Consider the following 26,002-nt stretch of genomic DNA (forward strand, 5'->3'; position numbering starts at 1 on the left):
CCTACTTTCGCGGACAGCACAACTGGTTTCGCTCGCCGCATGGCACGTAGCCTTTCGGACAGTCAGCCGCGGCAATCGTGGGCAGGACGACAAGGGCGATCGCGGCGACGAACAGTGCAATGAACTGCTTCATATGCTCGATCCCAAGCAAACCATCGGTTTGAAGGTAGTAGGTCGACAGATTATCGAATCAAGGTTGAGCGGACAAGTGAACGAGTTCACACCGCCGGGTTCCTGTTCGATAAAAAGCCGGCGAGACGAGCAACGACCCGTCTTGGTTGCGCATCGGCGCGCCCCACGCGCGCGTGCCGCGAGCGGAGCAACTCGCGCTTCGCTGCGTTCAAGGCGATCGTGCAGCCGCTGGCTCTGCCGAAGGGATGAGGCCTCTTACCTAACCCTGAAGGGTAGGGCTATCGCATGTGACTTCATGGCGGGAGCCTGAGCGAGCGCCTCGTCCTTCGAGACGACCGCTTTGCGGTCTCCTCAGGATGAGGCTAGGCGGGATCTTTGCGTGTCGAATTTGCTGCCGCGCACTCCGTCCTCATCCTGAGGGCCCGCCAAAGGCGGGCGTCTCGAAGGATGGCCGCAGAAACAGGCTTCAAATGCGATTGCTCACCCTGGAGGGTCCTCCAGGGAGGATGGGGACCGTGCGGCGCCGCATCCGCCGGATTGCGAAACTGGCGCGGTGGGCGATGATGGAATGTTACAGGTGTTTTGCCCGACGGAGCAAGCCGCTTCGGGAAGTCAGAAATTCCTCAAGCCTTTCAACCCCATCGCTACTGTGCATGGGGTTGTTTTTCAGCTTTTTTGTTTTGGGAGCGAAGGCGGACCTATCCCGCCCCCGCACGCTTCTTCTGCCAGACCAGATGCACCGCGCAGGTGCAGCCCGGCGGATGCGAGGCGAGATCCTTTGAGGTCTCGTCATTCGCGGGCGTTGCTGCGAAAGCCTTGTCGGTGCCGTCGCGCGACGGGATGTAGTTCAGGATCGGGGCGAGCCAACGCTCGGCTTCCGCCACCGTCATGCCCTTGCGCGCGGCATAGTCCTCGACCTGGTCGCGCTCGATCTTGCCGACGCCGAAATAATAGCTCTCGGGGCTCGCGAAATAGAGCCCGGACACCGATGAGCCCGGCCACATCGCAAAGCTCTCGGTCAGCTTCACACCGGCGGTCGCTTCCGCATCGAGCAGCTCGAACAGCGTCGCCTTCTCGGTGTGATCGGGCTGCGCGGGATAGCCGGGCGCGGGGCGAATGCCCTGGTACTTTTCGAGGATCATCTCCTCGTTGGACAGCGCCTCGTCCGGCGCATAGGCCCAGAACTCGCGGCGCACGCGGGCATGCATGCGTTCGGCGAAGGCTTCGGCGAGGCGGTCGGCCAGCGCCTTGCACAGGATCGAGGAATAATCGTCATTGGCCATCTTGAAGCGGTCGGCGACCACATCCTCACCGATGCCGGCCGTGACGACGAAGCCGCCGACATAGTCGGGCACGCCGGCGCCGACAGGCGCGACGAAGTCGGCGAGCGCGGCGTTGAAACGGCCCTCGCGCTTCTCGAGCTGCTGGCGCAGCGTGTGCAGCGTCGCAATCTGCTTCGTGCGGCTCTCGTCGGCATAGAGCACGACGTCGTCGCCTTGCGCGTTCGCCGGCCAGAAGCCGACCGTCGCGCGCGCCCGGAACCATTTTTCCTTCACGATGGTGTCGAGCATCTTGCGCGCATCGTCGTAGAGCGAGCGCGCGACCTCACCGACCTTGGCGTCGTCGAGGATGGCGGGGAAGCGGCCTGCGAGCTCCCAGGTCTGGAAGAACGGCGTCCAGTCGATGTAGGGCACGAGCTCGGCAAGGTCGTAGTCGTCGAAGCTGCGGGTGCCGAGGAAGGTCGGCTTCACCGGCCTGTTTGCGGCGAAGTCGACCGGTACGCGGTTGGCGCGGGCGTCCGACAGCTTCAGGCGCTTCTTGTCCGCTTGGGCGCGCAGATGCGCGTCCGAGATCTTGGCGTATTCGGCGCGCACTTCGGCGGCATAGGCTTCGCGCTTCTCGGGCGACAGCAGCGAGGAGGCAACGCCGACGGCGCGGCTGGCGTCGTTGACGTGGACGACGGGACCGGCGCGATAGCTGGGGTCGATCTTGACCGCCGTATGCACGCGGCTCGTGGTGGCGCCGCCGATCAGCAGCGGCAGCTTCAAGCCTTCGCGTTGCAATTCGCCGGCGAAGAACGCCATCTCGTCGAGCGAGGGCGTGATCAGGCCTGACAGCCCGACGATGTCGGCCTTCTCCGCCTTCACCGTCTCGACGATTTTTGCGGCCGGCACCATCACGCCGAGATCGATGACCTCGAAATTGTTGCACTGGAGCACGATGCCGACGATGTTCTTGCCGATGTCGTGGACGTCGCCCTTCACGGTCGCGAGCACGATCTTGCCGGCGGACGAGGAGCCTTCGGTGCCGATGCCGTTGGCGAGGTTGCGCGCCTTTTCCTCTTCCATGAACGGCATCAGCCACGCGACCGCCTGCTTCATCACGCGGGCGGACTTCACCACCTGCGGCAGGAACATCTTGCCGTCGCCGAAGAGGTCGCCGACCACGTTCATGCCGGCCATCAGCGGTCCCTCGATCACGTCGAGCGGGCGCGAGGAGGCCTTGCGGGCTTCCTCGGTGTCCTGCTCGATGAATTCGGTGATGCCGTGGACCAGCGAGTGCGACAGCCGCTTCGCCACCGGCCATTCGCGCCAGGCGAGGTCGGCTTCCTTGGTCTGGGTCTTGTTGCCGCGGAATTTTTCCGCGAGTGCCAGCAGGCGCTCGGACGCGCCGGGATCGCGATTGAGGACGACGTCCTCGCACACCTGCCGCAGCTCGGCATCGATGTCGTCATAGACGATCATCTGCCCGGCATTGACGATGCCCATGTCCATGCCGGCCTTGATGGCGTGATACAGGAACACCGAGTGCATGGCCTCGCGCACCGGCTCGTTGCCGCGGAACGAGAACGACAGATTGGAGACGCCGCCCGAGATGTGCGCACCGGGCAGGTTCTGGCGGATCCAGCGCGTCGCCTCGATGAAGTCGACGCCGTAATTGTTGTGCTCCTCGATGCCGGTCGCGATCGCGAAGATGTTCGGGTCGAAGATGATGTCTTCCGGCGGAAAGCCGACGCGGTTCACCAGGATGTCGTAGGCGCGCTTGCAGATCTCGGTCTTGCGCGCGAACGTATCGGCCTGGCCGACCTCGTCGAACGCCATCACCACGACGGCCGCGCCATGGCGCCGGGCGATCTTCGCCTCGTGGATGAACTTGTCCTCGCCTTCCTTCATCGAGATCGAGTTGACGACCGGCTTGCCTTGCACGCATTTCAGGCCGGCCTCGATCACCGAGAATTTCGAGGAATCGACCATCACGGGGACGCGGGCGATGTCGGGCTCGGCGGCGACGAGGTTGAGGAAGGTCACCATCGCCGCTTCGGAGTCGAGCAGGCCCTCGTCCATGTTGACGTCGATGATCTGCGCGCCGTTCTCGACCTGGTCGCGTGCGACCTGCAGCGCCGCGGTGTAATCGCCGGCGGTGATCAGCTTGCGGAAACGGGCGGAGCCCGTGACGTTGGTGCGCTCGCCGACGTTGACGAACGGGATCGCATCGGTGAGCACGAACGGCTCGAGGCCGGAGAGGCGCAAGCGCGGCGCGATCTCGGGCACGATGCGCGGCTTGTGCGGGGCGACGGCGGCGGCAATCGCCGCGATGTGGTCCGGCGTGGTGCCGCAGCAGCCGCCGACGATGTTGACGAGGCCATCACGCGCGAACTCGCCAACGAGACGCGCCATGTATTCCGGCGTCTCGTCGTACTGGCCGAATTCGTTGGGCAGGCCGGCGTTGGGATAGGCGCACACCAGCGTGTCGGCGACGCGGCCGATGTCGGCGATATGGGCGCGCAGATCTTCGGCGCCGAGCGCGCAGTTGAAGCCGATGGTGACGGGCTTTGCGTGCCGTACCGAATTCCAGAACGCTTCCGGCATCTGGCCGGAGAGCAGGCGGCCGGATTTGTCGGTGATGGTGCCCGAGACCATCACGGGCACGTCGATGCCGCGCTCTTCGGTGATTTCCGCGATTGCGTAGAGTGCCGCCTTGGCGTTCAGCGTATCAAAAATGGTCTCGACCAGCAGCAGGTCGATGCCGCCGTCGAGCATACCGTTGATCTGCTCGCCATAGGATTTGCGCAAATCGTCGAAGGTGACGGCGCGGTAGCCAGGATTGGACACGTCGGGCGAGATCGAGGCGGTGCGGTTGGTAGGTCCAATGGCACCCGCAACGAAGCGCGGCTTGCCGTCCTCGGCTTCGACGCGCCTCGCGGCGTTGCCGGCAAGGCGCGCGCCTTCGCGCGCCATCTCGTAGACGATGTCGGTGAGGTCGTAATCGGCCTGCGCGATCGACGTCGTGGAAAAGGTGTTGGTGGCGACGATGTCGGCGCCGGCGCGCAAGTAGGCGGCGTGGATGTCCTCGATCGCCTGCGGCTGGGTCAGGATCAAGAGGTCGTTGTTGCCGCGCAGGTCGCGATGAAAATTCTTGAAACGCTCGCCGCGGAAGGCGGCCTCGTCGAACTGCAGGTTCTGGATCATCGTGCCCATGGCGCCGTCGAGCACGAGAATGCGCTCGCGCGCGGCGTTGAGCAGGGCAGTTCGCTTGGGAGAGGTCGATACGGTCATTGTCTTCTTACGCCGCCTTCTGCGCGCTCTTGGCGCGAATGCCGAGCAAATGGCTGATCGCGAACACGAGATCGGCGCGGTTCATGGTGTAGAAATGGAAGGTGTCGACGCCGTGCTTGGCCAGCTTCTGCACCTGGCCGGCCGCAACCGTCGCGGCCACCAGCTTGCGGGTCTCGGCATCGTCATCGAGGCCGTCGAACTTCGCGGCGAACCAGTCCGGCACGGTGGTGCCGGCGCGGGTGACGAAATTCCGGGCCTGCTTGAAATTGTGCATCGGCATGATGCCCGGCACGATCGGGATGTCGATGCCGCGCGCGCGGACGCGGTCGAGATAGCGGAAATAGAGGTCGTTATCGAAGAACACCTGGGTGATCGCGCGCGTCGCGCCGGCGTCGACCTTGGCCTTCAGCGTGTCGATATCGTCGTCGAAGTCGCGGGCCTCGGGGTGCTTCTCGGGATAGGCGGATACCGACACTTCGATATCGGCGTGCCGCTTCTTGATGCCCGCGACGAGGTCGGCGGAGCTCTGGTAGCCGTCGGGATGGCTGGAGTAGGGCGTGCCGATGCCGCCGGCCGGGTCGCCGCGTAGGCCGACGATGTGGCGGACGCCGACCTCGTGATAGCGGTCGACGATCTCGTCGATCTCGCCGCGCGAGGCGCCGACGCAGGTCAGGTGCGCGGCCGGCAGCAGCGCGGTTTCCTTGAGGATGCGGGCGATGGTCGAATGGGTGCGCTCACGGGTCGAGCCGCCGGCGCCATAGGTCACGGACACGAATTTCGGGTCGAGCGGGGCGAGCCGGTTGATGGTCTCCCAGAGATTGCGCTCCATATCTTCGGTCTTGGGCGGAAAGAACTCGAAGGAGATCGCAGGCCGCTTCGAGGAGAGGTGCCCGTCTTGCCCCACGGCTTGGGCAGGCGTCGTCAGATCGGTCATGGCACCACTCACTCCAGGGGCTCGACAGGTTTTTGGCGGCCGGCGGTCAGGTCTCGATTGGATGTGACTATGATAAGCCAAAGCGATTGCACTCGACAGCCCATCGGGTATGGGAAGTGGCCCACTTTTGGCGGCAGGTAGCGAATTTTTACGCAAATAAGGAAGTGGGTGGGAAACGCGGCGCCTTAATAAGAATTCATACAAATCAGATAATTACGATAAAATGTGGCCGTATGAAGTCGATTTAGTTGAGTGGGCAGTATGAATATGGCGTTGCCGATGGCGTCATCGTCCCACCGTCAAAAGTGGCTTGCTGCGCGGCCTCGCCGCCCGCACGCCAGACCTGCGCAGTCTGCCCATTGCCGCGGCGCCGCCCGCAACCAATTTAGCGCGCCATGATCCCGCTCTCAGTCCTCGACCTTTCCGTCGTCACCACAGGCACGAAACCCGCCGCGGCGCTGCGCAACAGCATCGACCTGGCGCGCCATGTCGACGGACTTGGCTATGTCCGCTACTGGCTCGCCGAGCATCACAACCTCGCCTCGGTGGCGAGCCCCGCACCCGACGTGATGATCGGGCAGATCGCGGCGGTGACGAAGCACATCCGCGTCGGCTCCGGCGGCGTGATGCTGCCCAATCACGCGCCGCTGGTCGTCGCCGAGCGCTTCAAGATGCTGGAGGCGCTGTTCCCCGGCCGCATCGATCTCGGGCTCGGCCGCGCTCCCGGCACCGACGGCGCCACGGCGTATGCGCTGCGCAGCCGGCTCGATCGCCGCGAGGGCGACGACTTCCTGGAGCGGCTGCATGAATTGATCCTGTGGGAGACCCGCGAATTCCCCGCGGGCCACCCCTACCACAACGTCGTCGCGATGCCTGACGACACAAAACTGCCGCCGATCTGGCTGCTCGGCTCGAGCGACTATTCCTCGGAGCTGGCAGCCCAAGTCGGCATGGGTTTCGCCTTCGCCCATCATTTCGCATCCCATGATGCGATCGACGCGATGGTGCATTACCGCAACCGTTTCCAGCCCTCGGCCTGGAGCGCCAGCCCGCAGGCGATCCTTGCCGTTGCCGTCATTACCGCGGACACCGATGAAGAGGCTGAAAGGCTCGCGACGTCGTTCGACCTCAACCGCCTGCGCCGCGACCGCGGCCAATATCTGCCGCTGCCGAGCGTCGAGGAGGCGCTGGCCCACCCCTATACGGACTCCGAACGCACCTCGATCCTGCGCAACCGCTCGCGCCTGTTCGTCGGCAGCCCGGCGACCGTGCAGAAGAAGCTTCAGCCGCTGATTGATGCGAGCAAGCCGGACGAGTTGATGGTGATCACGGCCGTGTACGATCACGAGGCGCGGAAGAGGTCGTATTCGCTGCTGGCGGATGCGTTCGGGCTCACGAAGAGCGCGGCCGCGTAGCTTACCCTCCCCCTCCAGGGGAGGGTGAAGGGATCAATCCTGCTGCGTCTCGCTGAACGTCGCGCGGAACGGGTGGCCCGGATAGACGCCGACGATGCGGAATTCGCGCGAGAAGAATTTCAGCTCCTCGATGGCAAACGCCAGGCCCCTGTCATCGGGATGGCCGTCGACGTCGGCATAAAACTGCGTGGCGAAGAAATTGCCGTCGACCATGTAGCTCTCGAGCTTGGTCATGTTGACGCCGTTGGTGGCAAAGCCGCCGAGCGCCTTGTAGAGCGCGGCGGGCAGGTTGCGCACCCGGAAGACAAAAGTCGTGACCAGAGGGCCCGAGCCCTGCGCGGCCCATTTCGGCTCGCGCGCCAGCACCACGAAGCGGGTGGTGTTGTGGGCCTCGTCCTCGATGTCCTCGGCGAGGATGTCGAGGCCGTAGATCTTTGCGGCGAGGCGCGAGGCGATCGCGGCGACCGATTTGTCGTTACGCTCGGAAATGTCGCGGGCGCTGCCGGCGGTGTCGGCGTGCACGATCGGCTTGATGCCGAGCTTGCGGATGATGCGGCGACACTGGCCGAGCGCGTGCACGTGGCTCTCGACGGACTTGATATCTTCGAGCTTGGTCCCCTTCACCGCCATCAGCTGATGCCGGACCGGCAAAAACCATTCGCCGATGATGAACAGGCCGGAGGCCGGCAGAAGGTGATGGATGTCGGCGACGCGGCCCGCGACCGAATTCTCGATCGGGATCATGCCGAGATCGGCCTCGCCCGACGAGATCGCCGACAGCGCGTCCTCGAAGGTCGCGCAGGGCATCGGCTCGGCGTCGGGATAGGCCTCGACGATGGCGATGTGGGAATTGGCCCCAGGCTCGCCCTGGAATGCGATTTTCATCTTGCTCATGATCGGCCTTGTAGCAGCGGCTCAGGATTTGGAAAGGATGCTGCGCGCGGTCTCGAGGTCCGCCGGCGTGTCGACCCCGCGGGGCACGGTATCGACGATGGTGAAGTCGATCCGCATCCCGGCCTCCAGCGCCCGGAGCTGCTCGAGCTTCTCCTGCAGCTCCAGCGGCGAGGGCGGCAGCGAGACGTAACGCTCCAGCGCGGCGCGACGATAGGCGTAGAGGCCGATATGGTGGTAGCGCGGTCCGTCGCCGGTCGGCGCGGTCGCGCGGGTGAAATAAAGTGCGCGCATCCGCCTGCCGCCGAGCGAGGTTCCGATCGCCTTCACGACGCTCGGCGCAAGATCCTCCTCCTCGGTATGGATCTGCGAGGCCAGCGTGGCGATGTCCACGGCCGGGTCTTGCAGCGGCGGCAGCACCTCGCGGATGTTGTCGATCGTGATGGTCGGGAAATCGCCCTGGAGATTGACCACGATCTCCGCCTTGCCGGCGGGATCGAGCTTCTGCATCGCCTCGTGGATGCGGTCGGAGCCCGAGGGGTGCTCGGGGCGGGTCATCACGGCCTCGCCGCCATGGGCGGTCACGACCGATGCGATCTCGGAAGTGTCGGTGGCCACCGCGACCCGGCCGATGCCGGCGGCCTCGGCGCGGCGCATCACATGCACGATCATCGGCAGGCCCGCGATGTCGGCGAGCGGCTTGCCGGGCAGGCGGGTGGCGGCCATGCGGGCCGGGATCAGCACCAGGATGCGGGGATCGATCATCGGGTCAAGGGCCTGGAAAGGGTACGTTTTCCGCGTCGAGAAATGGGGTGGGGACGGGCTGAAAGCCGGGTCGCTTATACGGGTTGCCAGACCCCGGGCAAACCGATATCTCAATGGCAAAACTCGGGGAAACAATAAGGAACGTTTTGATTCTCCCGAGGCTCGTCCTGGCGGCCGCCCGGCCGCTATTTCCTTACTGCGGTGTGGGGCCTGGCCGGAAATGGACTCTTTCGAACTCAATAAGATTCTCGGTGCCGTGCTCGGCACCTGTCTCATCCTGCTGGTGACGAGCTTCGCCGCCCAGGCGCTATTCTCGCCCAAGATGCCGGAAAAGCCGGGCTTCGAGATCGCTGTGAAGGAAGACGCCGGACACGGCAAGGAAGGCGGCGCTGCCGCTGCCGCCGCCGAGCCGATCGAAAAGCTGCTCCAGACTGCTTCCGTCGAAAAGGGCGCTTCCGCCGCCAAGAAGTGCGGCGCCTGCCACACCTTCGAGAAGGGCGGCCCGAATCGCGTCGGTCCGAATCTCTATGGCGTCGTCGGCGAGGCCAGGGGCGAGGGCCGTGGTGGCTTCAACTTCTCGGCCGCGATGAAGGCCAAGGGCGGCACCTGGACGTTCGACGATCTCAACAAGTTCATTGCCAACCCGAAGGGTTTCATCCCGGGCACCGCGATGGGCTTCGCCGGTATTCCGAAGGATTCCGAGCGCGCTGACGTCATTGCCTATCTGAATTCGCTGTCGGAGCATCCGCAGCCGCTGCCGACGGCGTCGAAATAAGCGCCTCGAAAAGCCATCTTGGAATATGCGGCCAGGCTGAAAAGCCTGGCCGTTTCCTTATCCGGGCCTCGCGATGAGTTTATCGGGGCGTTTGGCCGCATCGGAGGGGCCGGCCGGGCGTCCAACATGAGGAAAAAGCAACATATTCCGTCGAAACCTCGCCTATATTGGGAACTTAAAGGAGTAGCCTCCTTCAAGACAGGACTATTGATTTGGCCATTACCCGACGCGATCTCCTGCTCACCGGCACTGCCGCCGCAACGCTCCCCGCTCTCGGTTCGCTAGGCAGCGTTTCCGTCATCGGCGCGGCACACGCGCAATCTGCCAGTGAGGCGCCTTCAGGTGCGCTTCCCTGGCGCCATGCACTGTCGCTGTTCGGGCAGGTCAAGTACCCCGCCGACTTCAAGCGCTTCGATTACGTCAATCCGGAAGCGCCCAAGGGGGGCGTCGCGCGCCAGATCGCCGTCGGCACGTTCGACAATTTCAACATCGTCGTCTCCGGTGTGAAAGGGCAGGTCGCCGGTGCCGTCGCATTCATCTACGAGTCGCTCCTGACGCCCGCGCTCGACGAGGTCTCGACCGAATACGGCTCGCTGGCCGAAGCCGTGAGCCACCCGGACGATTTCTCCTTCGTCACCTATCGCTTGCGGCCGCAGGCCAAATGGCATGACGGCAAGCCGGTCACCGCAGATGACGTGATCTTCTCGCTGGATTCCTTCAAGAAGCACCACCCGATGTACTCGGCCTATTACAGCCATGTGGTGAAGGCGGAGAAGGTCGGCGAGCGCGAGGTGAAGTTCGTGTTCGACGCGCCGGGCAACCGCGAGCTGCCTCAGATCGTCGGGCAGCTCACGGTCTTGCCGAAGCACTGGTGGGAGGGGACGGACGCGCAGGGCCGCAAGCGCGATGTCTCCGCCACCACGCTCGAAATACCGCTCGGTTCCGGTCCCTACAAGGTCAAGGAATTCGTTGCAGGACGCTCGATCGCGCTGGAGCGCGTCAAGGACTATTGGGGGCGCGATTTCGCCGTCAATGTGGGCCGCAACAATTTCGACGAGATGCGCTACGAATATTTCCGCGATGCCACCGTGGCGATCGAGGCCTTCAAGGCCGATCAGGTCGACTGGCGCACCGAGAACAGCGCCAAGAATTGGGCGACAGCCTACGACTTCCCGGCCGTGACGGAAAAGCGGGTGATCCTCGAGGAGTTCGCCAACCGCAGCTCGGGCGTCATGCAGGCGTTCGTGCCGAACCTGCGCCGCGCCAAGTTTGGCGATCCGCGCGTGCGTCGTGCGCTCAACTACGCGTTCGACTTCGAGGAGATGAACAAGCAGATCTTCTACGGTCAGTACAAGCGTGTCAGCAGCTATTTCGATGGCATCGACGAGCTCATGGCGACCGGGTTGCCGCAGGGCAAGGAGCTCGAGATCCTCGAGACCGTCCGCGCCGAAGTCCCGCCCGAAGTCTTCACGACGGCCTACACCAATCCGGTCGGCGGCAGTCCGGAAGCCGTGCGCGACAATCTGCGCGAGGCGTTGCGCCTGTTCAAGGAGGCCGGCTACGAGGTGCGCGACCGCAAGCTGGTCGACGTCAAGACCGGCACTCAGTTCTCCCTGGAATTGCTGAACTCGGATCCGAGCTTCGAACGGGTCACGCTGTTCTACAAGCCCTCGCTCGAACGGCTCGGCATCGCGGTCAGCGTGCGCACGGTCGATCCGACGCAATACGAGAACAGGACGCGCGAGTGGGATTTCGACGTCGTCACCAACTCCTGGGGCGAATCGCAGTCGCCGGGCAATGAGCAGCGCGAGTTCTGGTCGTCCAAGTCGGCCGACATCCCCGGATCGCGCAACATTACCGGCATCAAGAATCCGGCGATCGACAAGCTGATCGAGCGGGTGATCTACGCCACGGGGCGCGACGATCTCGTCGCGGCGACCAAGGCGCTCGATCGCGTGCTGCTGTGGAATCACTATGTCGTGCCGCAATGGACCTATTCGAAGGTCCGCACCGCGCGCTGGGATCGCTTCGGCCGGCCGGCGGAATTGCCCAAATACGGTCAGTCCGGCTTCCCGTTCATCTGGTGGTACGACGCGGACAAGGCGGCGCGGATCGCAAAGAAGTCGTGAAGGACATCCCTCGCATGACGCAGATGTCACGCCGCCATGTGTTGGCCTTGGGTGTCGGCGGCGCCTTCGGCGTGTCCCTCGGCGCGCCATCGTTGCGCGGTGCGCGTGCTTCGGAAGCGGAGACCGAGGCGCACGGCATCTCGGCGTTCGGCGATCTCAAATATCCCGCCGATTTCCGCCAATTCGACTACGTCGATGTCGATGCACCGAAGGGCGGCACGTTCTCGCTGATCCCGTCGACGAAATCCTACAATCAGTCCTACCAGACCTTCAACTCGCTCAACGCCTTCATCCTGAAGGGCGACGGCGCGCAGGGCATGGACATGACGTTTGTGCCGCTGATGGTGCGCGCAAACGATGAGCCGGATGCGATGTACGGGCTTGCCGCCAGATCCGTGCGGATATCGCCGGACAAACTGGTCTATCGCTTCACGATGCGGCCCGAGGCGAAATTCCACGATGGCACCAGGCTCACCGCGCACGATGCGGCGTTCTCGCTGACATCGCTGAAGACCAAGGGCCATCCGCTGATCATCGTGCAGATGCGCGACATGGTCAGTGCGGAAGCGATCGACGATGCGACGCTCGTCGTGACCTTCGCCAAGGGCCGCGCCCGCGACGTGCCGCTCTATGTCGCGAGCCTGCCGATCTTCTCCAAAGCCTACTACGCGTCCCGCCCGTTCGATGAATCGTCTCTGGACATTCCGCTTGGATCGGGTCCGTACAAGGTCGGCAAGTTCGAGGTCAACCGCTACATCGAATACGAGCGGGTGAAGGACTGGTGGGCCGCCGACCTGCCGCCTTGCCGCGGCAGCTACAATTTCGATGTCGTGCGCTATGAATTCTATCGCGATCGCGATGTCGCCTTCGAGGGTTTTACCGGCAAGAACTATCTCTATCGCGAGGAATTCACCTCGCGCATCTGGGCGACGCGCTACGACTTCGCGGCGGTGAAGGACAATCGCGTCAAGCTCGAAATCGTGCCCGACGACACGCCGTCCGGCGCGCAGGGCTGGTTCATCAACACGCGGCGCGACAAGTTCAAGGACCCGCGCGTGCGCGAGGCCTTGATCAATGCCTTCGACTTCGAGTGGACCAACAAGACCATCATGTACGGCGCTTATGCCCGTACGGTGTCGCCGTTCCAGAACTCCGATCTCATGGCGGGCAACGGGTCTCCTCCGCCGGAAGAGCTGAAGCTGCTGGAGCCGTTTCGCGGTCAGGTCCCCGACGAGGTGTTCGCCGCGCCCTTCACGCCTCCGGTAACGGACGGCTCCGGGCAGGACCGCAGCCTGTTGCGCAAGGCGCAGCAATTGCTCAGCGAGGCCGGCATGCCGATCAAGGACGGCAAGCGGATGCTGCCCAACGGCGAAATCTTCAGAATCGAGTTCCTGCTGGACGAACCTTCGTTTCAGCCGCACCATGCCCCTTACATCAAGAATCTCGGGACGCTCGGCATCGAAGCGAGCGTGCGCCTTGTCGATGCCGTTCAACACAAGGTGCGCCAGGAAGATTTCGACTTCGACATGACGATCCAGCGTTTCAGCATGTCGGCAACGCCGGGCGACGCCATGCGCGCATTCTTCTCCTCGCAGGTCGCGGCAACCAAGGGCTCGTACAATCTGGCGGGCGTCGCCAGCCCGGCGATCGACGCCATGATCGAAAAGATCATGGCGGCCGACAACCGCGAGGACTTGACCGTCGCCTGCCGTGCCTTCGACCGTCTGTTCCGCGCCGGCCGTTACTGGGTACCGCAGTGGTACAACAAGACGCACCGGCTCGCTTACTGGGATCAGTACGGCCATCCGCAGAAGCTGCCGCGCTATGCCAACGGCGTCGGCGCTCCCGATATCTGGTGGTCCGACCGCGCCAAGGCGACCAAGCTCGAGCAGGCGAAATAGCCATGAGCGCCTATATCGCCCGCCGCATTCTCCTGATGATCCCGACCCTGCTCGGGATCCTCTTCGTCTCCTTCGTCGTCGTGCAGTTCGCGCCGGGCGGTCCGGTCGAGCGCGTGATCGCGCAGCTCTCGGGCGCCGACACCGGCGGCACATCGCGCATCTCGGGGGGCAACGATTTCGCGCAGCGCGCGCCAGGGCAGGTCGGTGCTGGCGGCGATGCCATCAACTCGAAATATCGCGGCGCGCAGGGGCTCGATCCTGATTTCATCAAGAAGCTGGAGGTGCAGTTCGGCTTCGACAAGCCGGCACCGGAACGCTTCGCGCTGATGGTGTGGAATTTCGCCCGCTTCGATTTCGGCAAGAGCTATTTCCGCGACGTCAGCGTGATCCAGCTGATCAAGGAGAAGCTGCCGGTCTCGATCTCGCTCGGCATCTGGCTGACGCTGATTACCTATCTGATCTCGATCCCGCTCGGCATCCGCAAGGCCGTGAAGGACGGCACGCGCTTCGACACCTGGACCTCGGCGGTGATCATCATCGGCTTTGCGATCCCCGGCTTCCTGTTCGCGATCCTGCTGATCATCCTGTTCGCGGGCGGCTCGTTCTTCAACCTGTTCCCGCTGCGCGGCCTGACCTCGGACGGCTGGTCGCAGTTCCCCTGGTACTGGAAGATCATCGACTATTTCTGGCATCTGACCTTGCCGCTGCTCTCGATGGGCTTGAGCGCGTTTGCAACCATGACCTTGCTGACCAAGAACTCGTTCCTGGACGAGATCCGCAAGCAATATGTCATGACTGCGCGCGCCAAGGGCTGTAGCGAGGGCCAGGTGCTCTACGGCCACATTTTCCGCAACGCGATGCTGATCGTGATCGCGGGCTTCCCGGGCGCCTTCATCCATGCCTTCTTCTCGGGGTCTCTGTTGATCGAGACCATCTTCTCGCTGGACGGGCTCGGGCTGCTCAGTTTCGAGAGCGTGCTCAACCGCGACTACCCCGTGGTGTTCGGCACGCTCTACATCTTTTCGCTCGTCGGCCTCGTGGTCAATCTGATCTCCGACCTGACCTATATGTGGATCGACCCGCGGATCGATTTCGAGGCGAGGGAGGTCTGATGACGCTGACCGCTCCGACCCCGATCGAGACCACGACGACGTCGCCGCTCGGCGAAGCCGTGCCGGCCACGCGCAAGCCGTTCGCGCCGTCGCCGCTCAACAGGCGGCGCTGGGAGAATTTCAAGGCGAACCGGCGCGGTTACTGGTCGTTCTGGATCTTCATGCTCCTGTTCGTGGTGTCGCTGTTCGCCGAGCTGATCGCCAACGACCGGCCGTTCCTGATCAAATATGACGGCCATCTCTACTGGCCGGCCTTCGTCACCTATTCGGAGACGACCTTCGGCGGCGACTTCGAGACCGCGGCCGACTACCGCGACCCCTATTTGCAGAAGCTGATCAAGGACAAGGGCGGCAGCATCGTCTGGCCGCTGATCCGCTACTCCTACGACACCCACAATCTCGATCTGCCGACACCGGCGCCGTCGCCGCCGACGTGGATGCTGACGGAGGCTCAGTGCAAACCGGTGGTCGAGAAGAAGGGGCTGAAGAGCTGCCGCGACCTCGAATACAACTGGCTCGGCACTGACGATCAGGGCCGCGACGTGGTGGCGCGGCTGATCTACGGCTTCCGCATCTCAGTCTTGTTCGGCCTCTGCCTCACCATCGTCTCCTCGGTCGTCGGCGTCGCCGCCGGCGGCATCCAGGGCTACTTCGGCGGCTGGATCGACCTCACCTTCCAGCGCTTCATCGAGATCTGGACGGCGATCCCCTCGCTCTATTTGCTGCTGATCCTGTCATCCGTGCTGGTGCCCGGCTTCTTCGTGCTGCTCGGCATCCTGCTGCTGTTCTCATGGGTGTCGCTGGTGGGCCTCGTCCGTGCAGAATTCCTGCGCGGCCGCAATTTCGAATACATCCAGGCAGCGCGTGCGCTCGGCGTGTCGAACGCGGTGATCATGTTCCGGCATCTGCTGCCGAACGCGATGGTCGCGACCATGACCTTCCTGCCGTTCATCGTGTCGTCCTCGGTGATGACGCTGACCGCGCTGGACTTCCTCGGCTTCGGCCTGCCGCCCGGCTCGCCCTCGCTCGGCGAGCTGCTGTCGCAGGGCAAGTCGAACGTGCAGGCGCCATGGCTCGGTTTCACCGGCTTCTTCTCCGTCGCGATCATGCTGTCGCTGCTGATCTTCATCGGCGAAGCCGTGCGCGACGCCTTCGATCCGCGCAAGACGTTCAAGTGAGGGCGTGATGGACGCGATCAACCAGCCCCTGCTTGCCGTTCGCGACCTCTCGGTGGCTTTCCACCAGGGCGGTGCCACCACACTTGCGGTCGACAAGGTCTCGTTCCAGATCAAGCGCGGCGAATGCGTGGCGCTGGTCGGCGAATCCGGCTCCGGCAAGTCGGTCAGCGCGCTCTCGATCCTGAAGCTCTTGCCCTATCCGAACGCCACGCACCCCTCGGGCAGCATCCGCTTCAAGGGGCAGGAACTGATCGACCAGTCCGAGCAGCAGATGCGGGAGATTCGCGGCAGCGACATCTCCATCATCTTCCAGGAGCCGATGACCTCGCTCAATCCGCTGCACACGATCGAGGCGCAGATCGGCGAGATCATCCAGCTGCACAATCCGACCAGCAATGCCGAGGCGCGCAAGCGGACGCTGGAGTTGCTGACACAGGTCGGCATTCCCGAGCCCGAAACGCGGCTGAAGAGCTATCCGCACCAGCTCTCCGGCGGCCAGCGCCAGCGCGTGATGATCGCGATGGCGCTCGCCAACGAGCCGGATCTGTTGATCGCGGACGAGCCGACGACGGCGCTCGACGTCACCGTGCAGGCGCAAATCCTGGCGCTGCTCGCCGAGATCCGCTCGCGGCTCGGCATGAGCCTGCTCTTCATCACCCACGATCTCGGCATCGTGCGCCGCATCGCCGACACCGTTTGCGTCATGAAAGGCGGCGTGATCGTCGAGCAAGGGCCGGTGGAGCAGGTCTTCAAGAGCCCGAAACATCCCTATACGCGCGATCTGCTCGCCGCGGAGCCGAAGCCCGATCCGGCGCCGCCGCAGCCGGACGCACCGGTGGTGATGTCGGCCGACGATCTCAAGGTCTGGTTTCCGATCAGGCGCGGCCTGATGCGCAAGACGGTCGGCCACATCAAGGCGGTCGACGGCGTCAGCATTGCCGTACGCAAGGGCGAGACGCTCGGCGTCGTCGGCGAATCCGGCTCGGGCAAGACCACGCTCGGGCTCGCGCTGCTGCGCCTGATCTCCTCGAACGGCCGAATCGTGTTCTTGGGGAAAGATATCCAGGGCCTGCGCTTCAAGGAGATGAGGCCCTACCGGCGCGACATGCAGATCGTGTTCCAGGATCCGTTCGGCTCGCTCAGCCCGCGCATGTCGGTCGCCGACATCATCGCCGAAGGCCTTTCGGTGCATCAGCCAAACCTCTCGCGCGAGGAACGCGAGGCGCGCGTCGTCAAGGCGCTGGAGGACGTCGGGCTGAAGCCGGATACCCGCTACCGCTACCCGCATGAATTCTCCGGCGGCCAGCGCCAGCGCATCAGCATCGCGCGCGCGGTGGTGCTGGAGCCGGATTTCGTCGTGCTGGACGAGCCGACCAGTGCGCTCGACATGCTGATCCAGGCGCAGATGGTGGACCTGTTGCGCGAACTCCAGCGCAGGCGAGAGCTCACTTACATGTTCATCTCGCACGACTTACGCGTCGTCGCCTCGCTCGCCAGCCATCTCATCGTGATGCGCGGTGGCAAGGTGGTCGAGGAGGGGCAGGCCGCGGAGCTGTTCAAGAACCCGAAGACGGACTATACGCGTGCGCTGTTCGCGGCGGCGTTCCGGCTGGAGACCGCGGGGAACGGGCCGGCGGCGACGTAGCCGTCATTCAGGGGCGCGACAGCGCGAGCCCCGGCGACGCTTCCACTTGTGGCCGAAGCGGGCTGCGCTCGACCCGTCGCGTTGATTTACGCGGCGCGTTCCTTGTCCGACGGGTCCTCGGCCGCGGTCGCAGTTTCTTCCAGCCGCTTTTCGTAATTGCCCGCGAGCCTCTCGATGCTATCGGCCCACATCCTCAGCATCGAGATCTGAAAGTGCATCATCGGTTTCAAGGCATTCATGCCGATTGCCGTCGCTGCGGCGATACGCCGTTCCGGGTCGCGCGCGAAACGGTCTGCATTGGTCTTGTCTGCCATGCTGTTCGCTCCCTTCGCTCTGGTGTTGCGGCCTGAAAGCTACCTGTCGTGTTGTGAGCTGCGTGCTTCCAGGCACTTGGCCAAAACCTGGTCTGCCGCGAGTCGCGCGCATTGGTCGTCCTGCAATTCATCCAGCTTTTTCAAGTAGGCGACTGCGGCTATTTGCAGGAGATCGAAATCATCCTCGCCGGTGTCGCGAAGATTGGCGATGTAGCGGTCGAGGGCGGAGCGCCTGTCATCATTCTCGCTGATGCCGCTGTGGAGCAGCAAGTAGTTCCGCCAAGCGAACGCACACGCGCCTTCTCTGGCCTGAGAACTCATGGGCACCTCCCAAAGCCAGAGAAAGACTGGCGCCGCGTTTCGTTCCGCAAATCTCTCGGATGTAACGTTGTTCCGTAGTTGCGCTGCAAGGTGCCGATCAAGCCGTGACGGATTGCCGAATGATCGTGCTGTTCCCGGAACGCACAAGATTCCGGTTCAGGCCGTCGTCATTGCGGTTGTGGGGCCGTCGCTTGGGAACTCGCACCTCGTCGATCGCGTGCAGATATCTGCGCTGGAGTGTCGCAGTCGGCTCTCAAAAAGTATGTTGGCTTTTGCAGTAGTATTGCCGCCCGCAAGCTTATGATGGAGCCGGTGATGGCTTCAAAGCTGTTTTCGGGCACTGTCGCTTTGCTGCTGGTTGTTGCGACTGTGCTTTTGATCGCAATTCAGCCACCTGCGTGGATCGTGCTGCTGCTCGGTTCCTTCGCGCTGGCGGTGCTGTATATCGTCGTGAGAACAAGGTCGCGCTACGATCCGCTCGATCCACGCTTCGGCAGCTGCATCCCGCCGATCTCCAAGCCGAAAACCAGCGCCGGCGACGGGGCCAACCCGCCATAGCGACGTCTGACATCCATCGAATGCGGATCTGTCCTACAGCCGCTTGATCGCGACGACCTCGCTGCCGGCCTGCTTGATCCGTGCAATCGCCGGCTCGGTCGGCTCGATCACGGTGGCCATGTGATGCGCGTTGGCGTGAACCATGGTGCTGCCGTCGCGGACGATGGCGACATGGCCCTTCCAGAAGATCAGATCGCCGCGTTGCAGCCTGCTGCGCTCATGCAGCTCCAGTGCGAGGCCGAGGGCCGCCTGCTGCATGTCGCTGTCGCGCGGGCAGCCGGTGCCCGCTGATGTCAGCGAGACCTGGACGAGGCCCGAGCAATCGATACCAAAACTGCTCTTGCCGCCCCAGAGATAGGGCGTGCCGACGAAGCGCTCGGCGACCCCCACGAAATCCGCCTCGCGATGATCGAGCGGGGCGAGATGCGTCTTCGGCACGAACGTTCCCTCGCGCGTCACGGCGAAGCTGCCGTCCTCGCGCGCGATCGCGAGCTGCGATCCCATCACCAGCGTGTCGGCCGGCGGCAGCTTGATCGAGGGACCGGGGAAGGCGAACGTCCGCAGCGCGCTGATCACGTGGGTCGGGGCGGCCGACGGCTTCATGAGCGCCGCATCAGGCAGCCAGCCGACGTAACCGTCCCCGGCAAGCTGGCCCCAGGCCCAGCCTTCGCCATTGCGATCGTAGACCGTGACGCGCTCGCCGCGCAGCGCTTGTGTCATCAGCATCGCGTTTGACGACGGCTGCTCGCGCACCGGCGCGACCGCGTCGAATACCTCGAATTCCTCGCCCGTGACGAAGCGATCCGCTTGCACCTTGCCTTCGAGATATTTCGCGGCGAGGTCGCCGCGTGCCGGTGTCAATCGCGGATCATGCATAGCGCTCGCTCAGCAATGCGTAGATGGCGCGCGCGGCCTGGCATTCGCCGCCTTCGGGCCGCGCCGGCTTTGCCGACGGGGTCCAGCCATAGATGTCGACATGCAGCCAGCTCTTCGCCTGCTCGACGAAGCGTTGCAGGAACAGCGCGCAGGTAATCGAGCCGGCAAAGCCGCCGGACGGTGCGTTGGTGATGGTGGCGGTCTTGGAGTCCAGCCACGCATCGTAAGCCGGCCACAACGGCATGCGCCACAATGGATCGTTCTCCTTCAGCGCGCACCGCGCGACGTCGGCGGCAAGCGTCTCATCATTGGTGTAAAAGGGCGGTAAATCCGGCCCCAGCGCCACGCGCGCCGCGCCGGTCAGCGTGCCCAAATCGATCAGCAGGTCCGGCTTCTCCTCGTCGGCCAGCGCCAGCGCGTCGGCGAGCACGAGGCGGCCTTCCGCATCGGTGTTGCCGATCTCGACCGTGATTCCCTTGCGCGAGGTGAAGATGTCGAGCGGGCGGAAGGCATTGCTGGAGACGGCATTTTCCACCGCCGGAATCAGCACGCGCAGGCGGACCTTGAGCTTCGCATCCATCACCATGCGCGCGAGCGCGAGCACGTTAGCGGCCCCGCCCATGTCCTTCTTCATGATCAGCATGCCGCTCGACGGCTTGAGGTCGAGCCCGCCGGTGTCGAAGCAGACGCCCTTGCCGACCAGCGTCACCTTGGGGTGGCCGGGATCGCCCCAGTTGAGGTCGATCAGCCGCGGCGCGCGGTCGGAGGCCATGCCGACGGCGTGGATCAGCGGAAAATTCTGTTTCAGGTCATCGCCGATCGTGCAGGCGAAGCTTGCGCCGAACTCGGCGGCGAGGTCTTGCGCGGCTGCGGCCAGCTCCTCCGGCCCCATGTCGTTGGACGGCGTGTTGATGAGGTCGCGCGCCAGCATCGCCGCATCCGCCATGCGGCTGATCTCGGCCGTATCGACACCATCAGGCGGCACCAGCCGGACATCGGGACGGTCGGCCTTGCGGTAGCGGGCGAAGCGGTAGCACCCCAGCGCAAATGCGAGCGCCGCCAGCCGCACATCGTGTGGTGCATTGGCAAAGCGATAGGTGCCCGGCGGCAGCAGGCCGGGCAGGGCGCCCGGCCGGAACAGGTCGCGCGATCTCGCGCCATTGTCCTCTAATCCGAACAGCACTTGCGCGATCGCGCCATCGGGCGCGGGCAGCGCGAGATAGCCGCCCGGCTTGGCGGTAAAAGCGCTCGCGGTGGCGAATTGGCGCTGCGCCGGCGGCAACGTCTCGGCGACCTGATCCCAGCTCGACTTGGTGACGAAGGTGATCGGGATGGCGGTGGACGATGTCTCGAAGACAGAAGGCATTGGCGGGTCCGGATCGTCGGATCAAACGGGTCATACGAACGGACGAGACTTCGCAGAGTTTGGCCGCGGCTGCAATCGGCTTTGCCGTCACCGTTCGGCCCCGCTACTCCCGACAAGGGGGCCATGCTAGGTTCCGGCAACGGCCGCCGGATCTACCGGGAAAAGTGTGCAGGAGATTATCGGCGGCCGAAGACGAAGCCTGCCGGGAGGAAACTGCAATGGAATTCGTGTGGAGCGCGGTCACATTCATCGGCCAGGCCGTCGAGGCGATTTTTGGTTATGTCGAGCATCATCATTGGATCTTCGCATTCCTTGCTGGCGGATACGTCTTCTATCTCCACGACCGCTCCGTCCACGCGCGGTTCGATGCGCTCGACAAGCGCATCGACGAAATCCGCAAGCGGCTTGCCATCCAATATTGATCGGGTGAGCGAAACCATCGCCGGGCAGATCTCGTATCCATGCTGAGAACTGCCGTTCACAAGAGCGCGGCTGCAGGCCTTTACTAGCGCGGCGGTTGTGCCATTATTCACGAATATTTTAAATTGTGCCGTGCTGCTCTGCAGGCATCGCGGGCAAGAACGCGGCGGCCCGGCCAGATACCGGCCTGACCTATTCGTCGAAGGCATTCTTCTCATCGTTTGGGCGGCGCAGCATTCGCAAATGAGCGGCGCAAAATGGATAGATCGTTCGTCATTGCGCAGATTTCCGACCTGCATCTGGACGGCTCAGGCCGGCTGCTGGCGACGACCGAGGCGCTCGGTGCCGCAATTCGCGAGGGGATGGCGGACTTCGCAGACGTTCCCGATCGCATTCTGCTGATCACGGGTGATCTCGTGGACGATCCCACGCCGCGCGCGCTCGACGAAGCGCTCGCCGTCATCGCGTCCTTCCGGCAGACCGGGCTGTTTACCGACATCCAGGCGGTCGCGGGCAATCACGACGTCAAGCGCTCGAGCCAGCGTGCAGGCCGTCACGACGTCTATGATTACCTGCATCTGCCGCGGACCTCGAAGAGCGTCTATTACCGCCAGGCTGGCCTCGATCTGGTGCTGCTGGATTCCAACCGCGCGAGTCTCACGACGCTCGCGAGCGGCAATATCGACGAGAACGCCTACAACGCGCTTGTCGCTGATTCCGCCCGGCTGAGCGTCGAACTCGCGGGCAGCATGGGATCCGTGGGGCGCGCAGACTATTCCGAGCCGGCGGAAGACCTGGTGCGCGTGCTGGCGCTGCATCATCATCCGCTGCCGCAGGCGACCGGCGAAGGAAAGCGGTTTCTCGGCGTGCCTGACGAACCGCTGATGTATCTCGCAGCGCCCGCCACGTTCCTCGAAGCGGCGACGTCCCTCAACGTCAATCTGGTCCTGCACGGACACCGGCATGTCGAGGGGCTCACCCGCTATTCGATCCCGGATCCGCGTGCCACGCGCGGGACGAGCGGCGAAGCCTTCTGGCGCACGATCTATGTGCTTTCCTGTCCGTCCTCGACCGGGCAGGCCGGTGACGATGCCGGCTTCAACATCGTTCATTTCGGACCATCATCCCGGTCCGGCCGCACAGAGCACCGGTTCGCGATCGCGCGCTATTCGCGGCCGCGCAACGACGGCGTCTTCAGGCTGCTCGACTCGAACTTGCCGGACGGCGTCATCAGGTTGCCGGCAGGACGGGATTTTTCCCGCGATCCCGCCGTCCAGACGGCGATCGAGATCGCCTCGTGTGCGGCGCTGAAGCGTGATCAAGTCGCGGCACAGGCCCGCCGGCTTCTGATGCGCCGCGCTTTCCATGCCGACGGCGAGGTCGACTGGTCGAGCGCGCTCCACGCCTATCTCGTCACCTCCCATGCCTGGGCCGATATCGAGGGCAAGTTCACGAGATCGGAGCGCAAGCAACACCTCGAGGCGATGGCGGCGGTGAGGTTGCTGCTGCGCCGATTGATCGAGCACTGTGCCGTGGTGCTCGGCATCGACGCTGTTCAGCTCGACGAGCTTCGTGCAAGGCGTCTCGTCAACCGCGACGACCTCCGGCGTGAATGGCCCGGGATGCCGCGCGGGATCGATGATGAGGCGCAGGCGCGGCGGCGACTGCAATTGCTGCGCGACCTGAACGAGCAGGTGAAGGTGCTCGGCCTCGATCTCGGTCTCGGCGGGGAGGTGACGCCGCCGATGCCGTGAACGGCAGGCAGGCTGACGTTAACCGGCCGTTAGGGTTAACAGTCTATTGCTGGCGCGTTCGGCTCGATCAATCGGCTCGAGAGTCAAGGCGTCATGCGTCAACGGTTCAGTCTTGCCCGGCTTCTCGCGTCCACCTCGCTGGTCGCGGTGGTGGCCATGGGCCTCGGCGGCTGCACCGCCATGTCCAAACTCTCCGATGTCACCGGCTCGATCGGACCGCGGGCGGAAGCCACCCCCACCGATCCCGCGCGCGCCGTGGAAGTCTATGGCGAGCGCTACCGTGCCAATCCCAAGGATGCCGATGCGGCGCTCGGCTACGGCCAGGCCTTGCGCGCCAACGGCCAGCGGGCCCAGGCCGCCGCCGTGCTCGAGCAGGCGACCATCGCCAATCCCGGCAACAAGGCGCTGCTCGCGCAATATGGCCGCGCGCTCGCCGACAACGGCAATTTCCAGCAGGCCTACGACGTGCTGTCGAAGGCGCACTCGCCCGACAATCCGGACTGGCGCCTGCTCTCGGTGCAAGGCACCGCGCTCGATCAGATGGGCCGTCACGACGAGGCGCGTTCCTATTATGCGAGCGCGCTGAGGATCGCGCCGGGTGATCCCGGCGTGCTCTCCAATCTCGGCCTGTCCTACATGTTGTCGAAGGACCTGCCGAAGGCCGAAGAGGCGTTGCGGCAGGCCTACGCCTCGCCGCGTGCCAGCACCCGGGTGCGGCAGAATCTTGGTCTCGTCGTCGGCCTCCAGGGCCGCTTCGCCGAAGCCGAGACGATCGTGAAGGCCGACCTGCCGCCAGACCAGGCCGCGGCCAATGTGGCCTATCTGAAGGAAATGCTGAGCCGCAGCGACGCTCCGCGCGGCGCACCGAAGCGGACGCCGGTCGCCTCGCTCAGCCAGCCCGACTGATCAGAACCTGATCCTGCAATCCTGAAGCCGCCGGCGGACCGCGCGCGGTCCGCGCGTTGTCGGTGCAGCGTCTTGCGTCAGTGCAGCTCGGTGATCTTGATGCCGGTCGGTCCGAGAATGACGACGAACAGCACCGGCAGGAAGAACAGGATCATCGGCACCGTCAGCTTCGGCGGCAGCGCGGCGGCCTTCTTCTCGGCTTCGTTCATGCGCATGTCGCGGTTTTCCTGCGCCATGACGCGCAAGGAATGCCCGAGCGGGGTGCCGTAGCGCTCCGCCTGCTGAAGCGCGAGACACACCGATTTGACGCCTTCGAGCCCGGTGCGCCGCGCCAGGTTCTCATAGGCGACCTTGCGATCCTGCAAATAGGACAGCTCGGCCGTGGTCAGGGTGAACTCTTCAGACAGGGCGATCGACTGGCCCACGATTTCGGTGGCGACTTTCCTGAACGCCATTTCGACCGACATACCGGCCTCGATGCAGATCAGGAGCAGGTCGAGTCCATCCGGGAAGGCGCGCTTGATCGAGAGCTGGCGCTTGGAAATTGCATTCTTGAGGAACAGCATCGGCGCCTGAAGGCCGAGATAGGCCGCGCCGATGCAGATGCCGATCTTGATCGGCATCGCCTGCTGCATATGCGCGATCAGGAACACGTAGATGATCGAGCCGACGAACAGCACGAGCGGAGCCACCATGCGGGCGAAGAGGAAGGTGATGTAGGGTGCCTGGCCGCGATAGCCCGCCATGATGAGCTTGTCGCGCGCGGCTTCCTGCGCGAGCCATTTGGTGAGGTTGAAGTCCTCGACGACCCGGGAGACGACCTGCTTCGGCGTTTGCCGCAGCGAGACCTTCTCGCTCTTGTTGAGGCGGTCGCGCTCGCGCTGGCGGATACGCTCGCGCTCGCTCGCCACCGCCTTCATGCGCTTGGAGAGGCCTTCGCCGGCGAACAGCGGCATCACCAGCGTATAGACGGTGGCGCTGGCGGCGATGGCCGCCAGCAGCATGGTCATGAAGCGGACGTCATGCAGTTTCGAGACGAGGAATTCGACCATACGGCACCGTCAGAAATCGAAATTGATCATCTTCTTCATCACCATGATGCCGATCGACATCCAGACGATGCAGCCGACCAGCATGAGCTGGCCGGTGGGATGGGTCCACAGAATCGAGATGTAGTGCGGCGTCGTGAGGTAGACGAGGAACATCACGATCGGCGGCAGCGAGCCGATGATGCCGGCCGAGGCCTTGGCTTCCATCGACATCGCCTGGATCTTTTCCTTCATCTTCTTGCGGTCGCGCAGCACCTTGGAGAGGTTGCCGAGCGCTTCGGAGAGGTTGCCGCCGGATTTCTGCTGGATCGAGATGACGATGCCGAAGAAGTTGGCTTCCGGCAGCGGCATGCGCTCGTAGAGACGCGAGCAGGCCTCGCCGAGCGGCATGCCGATCGCCTGCGTCTCGATGATGGCCAGGAACTCGCTGCGCAGCGGCTCGGGCGCGTCGGCGGCGACGACCTTGATCGATTCGAACAGCGGCAGGCCGGCCTTGATGCCGCGAACGATCACGTCGACCGCATCGGGCAGCGCCGCCAGGAATTTGCTTTCGCGTCGCTTCTTCAGGAAGCCCAGCGTCCAGCGTGGCAGGCCGAAGCCGCCGGCAAAGGCGAGGCCGGCGGCGCCAAGCATGCCGCCGCCGACGAACAGAGCGATCCCGAACAGCGCTCCCGCCACGACGGCGGACACGATCCAGAATTTCTGCGTCGTCCAGTTGAGCCCTGCCTGCGACAGGCGAACATTGAGCGGAACGCTCTTCTCCTGCTGGCGCCGCGCCTCGAGATCCTTGAGCGAAGTCTCGACCTGCTCGCGGCGCGACCGTTGGGTCTTCTCGGTCTGCTTGGCGGCGGGCGCATCCGCGCGCGCGATCGAGGCGCGGCGGCCTTCCGCCTTCCGTTCTCCGGACAGGAGCGGATAAAGGAACACCCAGGCGATGCCGCCGACGGCGGCAGTGGCGAGGAAGGCGAGGGCGAGGACCTGCATGTTCATGGCTGCGCCGATCTG

Annotated in this window: 21 protein-coding genes; 11 read left to right on the plus strand and 10 right to left on the minus strand. The window is 64.2% G+C overall.

Annotated features, from left to right (window positions below; translation table 11 throughout):
- Positions 1-830: 830 nt before the first annotated feature.
- Together metH and metF are read right to left on the minus strand one after the other, a co-directional pair.
- Positions 831-4,688: a methionine synthase gene (gene metH / locus NLM15_RS05175; protein ID WP_254115952.1), complete on the minus strand. Its 3,858-nt coding sequence runs from the start codon at positions 4,686-4,688 to the stop codon at positions 831-833.
- A gap of 7 nt (positions 4,689-4,695) precedes the next feature.
- Positions 4,696-5,622: a methylenetetrahydrofolate reductase [NAD(P)H] gene (metF, locus tag NLM15_RS05180; protein WP_254115953.1), complete on the minus strand. Its 927-nt coding sequence runs from the start codon at positions 5,620-5,622 to the stop codon at positions 4,696-4,698.
- Between the two features lie 395 nt (positions 5,623-6,017).
- Between metF and NLM15_RS05185 the strand changes: the two genes are divergently transcribed.
- The gene (locus tag NLM15_RS05185) at positions 6,018-7,037 is read left to right on the plus strand and encodes an LLM class flavin-dependent oxidoreductase (protein ID WP_254115954.1); all 1,020 of its coding nucleotides are present in this window, start codon (positions 6,018-6,020) and stop codon (positions 7,035-7,037) included.
- 33 nt (positions 7,038-7,070) lie between these two features.
- On the opposite strand, the gene NLM15_RS05190 is transcribed toward NLM15_RS05185, so the two are convergent.
- Both NLM15_RS05190 and NLM15_RS05195 read right to left on the minus strand, forming a co-directional pair.
- A complete protein-coding gene (locus tag NLM15_RS05190; protein ID WP_254115955.1) occupies positions 7,071-7,931 on the minus strand; it encodes a prephenate dehydratase in 861 nt (286 codons plus the stop codon).
- A 21-nt stretch (positions 7,932-7,952) separates the two neighbouring features.
- The gene (locus NLM15_RS05195) at positions 7,953-8,693 is read right to left on the minus strand and encodes a 3-deoxy-manno-octulosonate cytidylyltransferase (RefSeq protein ID WP_254115956.1); all 741 of its coding nucleotides are present in this window, start codon (positions 8,691-8,693) and stop codon (positions 7,953-7,955) included.
- A 220-nt stretch (positions 8,694-8,913) separates the two neighbouring features.
- Here NLM15_RS05195 and NLM15_RS05200 point away from each other — a divergent pair, with 220 nt between their 5' ends.
- From NLM15_RS05200 to NLM15_RS05225, 6 genes are all read left to right on the plus strand, one after another.
- Positions 8,914-9,468 (plus strand): cytochrome c family protein, encoded by a 555-nt coding sequence (locus tag NLM15_RS05200; protein ID WP_254115957.1) that lies wholly within the window; start codon positions 8,914-8,916, stop codon positions 9,466-9,468.
- 212 nt (positions 9,469-9,680) lie between these two features.
- Positions 9,681-11,597, plus strand: a complete 1,917-nt coding sequence (locus tag NLM15_RS05205; protein WP_254115958.1) for an extracellular solute-binding protein — start codon at positions 9,681-9,683, stop codon at positions 11,595-11,597.
- A gap of 14 nt (positions 11,598-11,611) precedes the next feature.
- On the plus strand, positions 11,612-13,498 hold the full coding sequence (locus NLM15_RS05210; protein WP_254115959.1) for an extracellular solute-binding protein: 1,887 nt from the start codon (positions 11,612-11,614) through the stop codon (positions 13,496-13,498).
- Between the two features lie 2 nt (positions 13,499-13,500).
- Positions 13,501-14,610 carry a microcin C ABC transporter permease YejB gene (locus NLM15_RS05215; RefSeq protein ID WP_254115960.1) on the plus strand — a complete coding sequence of 370 codons (1,110 nt, stop codon included), beginning with the start codon at positions 13,501-13,503 and terminating at the stop codon, positions 14,608-14,610.
- Complete coding sequence (locus tag NLM15_RS05220; RefSeq protein ID WP_254115961.1) at positions 14,610-15,788, plus strand: ABC transporter permease; 1,179 nt, start codon at positions 14,610-14,612, stop codon at positions 15,786-15,788. The genes NLM15_RS05215 and NLM15_RS05220 overlap by 1 nt, the downstream gene beginning before the upstream one ends.
- Positions 15,789-15,795: 7 nt before the next feature.
- A complete protein-coding gene (locus NLM15_RS05225) occupies positions 15,796-17,433 on the plus strand; it encodes an ABC transporter ATP-binding protein (RefSeq protein ID WP_254115962.1) in 1,638 nt (545 codons plus the stop codon).
- A gap of 86 nt (positions 17,434-17,519) precedes the next feature.
- Here NLM15_RS05225 and NLM15_RS05230 read toward each other — a convergent pair whose 3' ends face one another.
- Positions 17,520-17,747, minus strand: coding sequence for a hypothetical protein (locus NLM15_RS05230; RefSeq protein ID WP_254115963.1), 228 nt, complete (start codon positions 17,745-17,747; stop codon positions 17,520-17,522).
- Positions 17,748-17,786: 39 nt separating this feature from the next.
- On the minus strand, positions 17,787-18,068 hold the full coding sequence (locus NLM15_RS05235; RefSeq protein ID WP_254115964.1) for a hypothetical protein: 282 nt from the start codon (positions 18,066-18,068) through the stop codon (positions 17,787-17,789).
- Positions 18,069-18,383: 315 nt separating this feature from the next.
- Between NLM15_RS05235 and NLM15_RS05240 the strand changes: the two genes are divergently transcribed.
- Positions 18,384-18,626, plus strand: a complete 243-nt coding sequence (locus NLM15_RS05240) for a hypothetical protein (RefSeq protein ID WP_254115965.1) — start codon at positions 18,384-18,386, stop codon at positions 18,624-18,626.
- 33 nt (positions 18,627-18,659) lie between these two features.
- Here NLM15_RS05240 and NLM15_RS05245 read toward each other — a convergent pair whose 3' ends face one another.
- Both NLM15_RS05245 and NLM15_RS05250 read right to left on the minus strand, forming a co-directional pair.
- Positions 18,660-19,502 carry an NlpC/P60 family protein gene (locus NLM15_RS05245; protein ID WP_254115966.1) on the minus strand — a complete coding sequence of 281 codons (843 nt, stop codon included), beginning with the start codon at positions 19,500-19,502 and terminating at the stop codon, positions 18,660-18,662.
- A complete protein-coding gene (locus tag NLM15_RS05250; protein WP_254115967.1) occupies positions 19,495-20,868 on the minus strand; it encodes a M17 family metallopeptidase in 1,374 nt (457 codons plus the stop codon). The genes NLM15_RS05245 and NLM15_RS05250 overlap by 8 nt, the downstream gene beginning before the upstream one ends.
- Positions 20,869-21,086: 218 nt before the next feature.
- On the opposite strand from NLM15_RS05250, the gene NLM15_RS05255 reads away from it, so the two are divergent.
- From NLM15_RS05255 to NLM15_RS05265, 3 genes are all read left to right on the plus strand, one after another.
- On the plus strand, positions 21,087-21,290 hold the full coding sequence (locus NLM15_RS05255; RefSeq protein WP_254115968.1) for a hypothetical protein: 204 nt from the start codon (positions 21,087-21,089) through the stop codon (positions 21,288-21,290).
- A gap of 255 nt (positions 21,291-21,545) precedes the next feature.
- Positions 21,546-23,042 carry a metallophosphoesterase gene (locus tag NLM15_RS05260; RefSeq protein WP_254115969.1) on the plus strand — a complete coding sequence of 499 codons (1,497 nt, stop codon included), beginning with the start codon at positions 21,546-21,548 and terminating at the stop codon, positions 23,040-23,042.
- Between the two features lie 93 nt (positions 23,043-23,135).
- Positions 23,136-23,948 carry a tetratricopeptide repeat protein gene (locus tag NLM15_RS05265; RefSeq protein ID WP_254115970.1) on the plus strand — a complete coding sequence of 271 codons (813 nt, stop codon included), beginning with the start codon at positions 23,136-23,138 and terminating at the stop codon, positions 23,946-23,948.
- A gap of 77 nt (positions 23,949-24,025) precedes the next feature.
- On the opposite strand, the gene NLM15_RS05270 is transcribed toward NLM15_RS05265, so the two are convergent.
- Both NLM15_RS05270 and NLM15_RS05275 read right to left on the minus strand, forming a co-directional pair.
- A complete protein-coding gene (locus NLM15_RS05270; protein WP_254115973.1) occupies positions 24,026-25,000 on the minus strand; it encodes a type II secretion system F family protein in 975 nt (324 codons plus the stop codon).
- Positions 25,001-25,009: 9 nt separating this feature from the next.
- Positions 25,010-25,987 carry a type II secretion system F family protein gene (locus NLM15_RS05275; RefSeq protein WP_254115974.1) on the minus strand — a complete coding sequence of 326 codons (978 nt, stop codon included), beginning with the start codon at positions 25,985-25,987 and terminating at the stop codon, positions 25,010-25,012.
- Positions 25,988-26,002: the final 15 nt, after the last annotated feature.

The organism is Bradyrhizobium sp. CCGB20, from assembly GCF_024199855.1.
GTDB lineage: Bacteria > Pseudomonadota > Alphaproteobacteria > Rhizobiales > Xanthobacteraceae > Bradyrhizobium.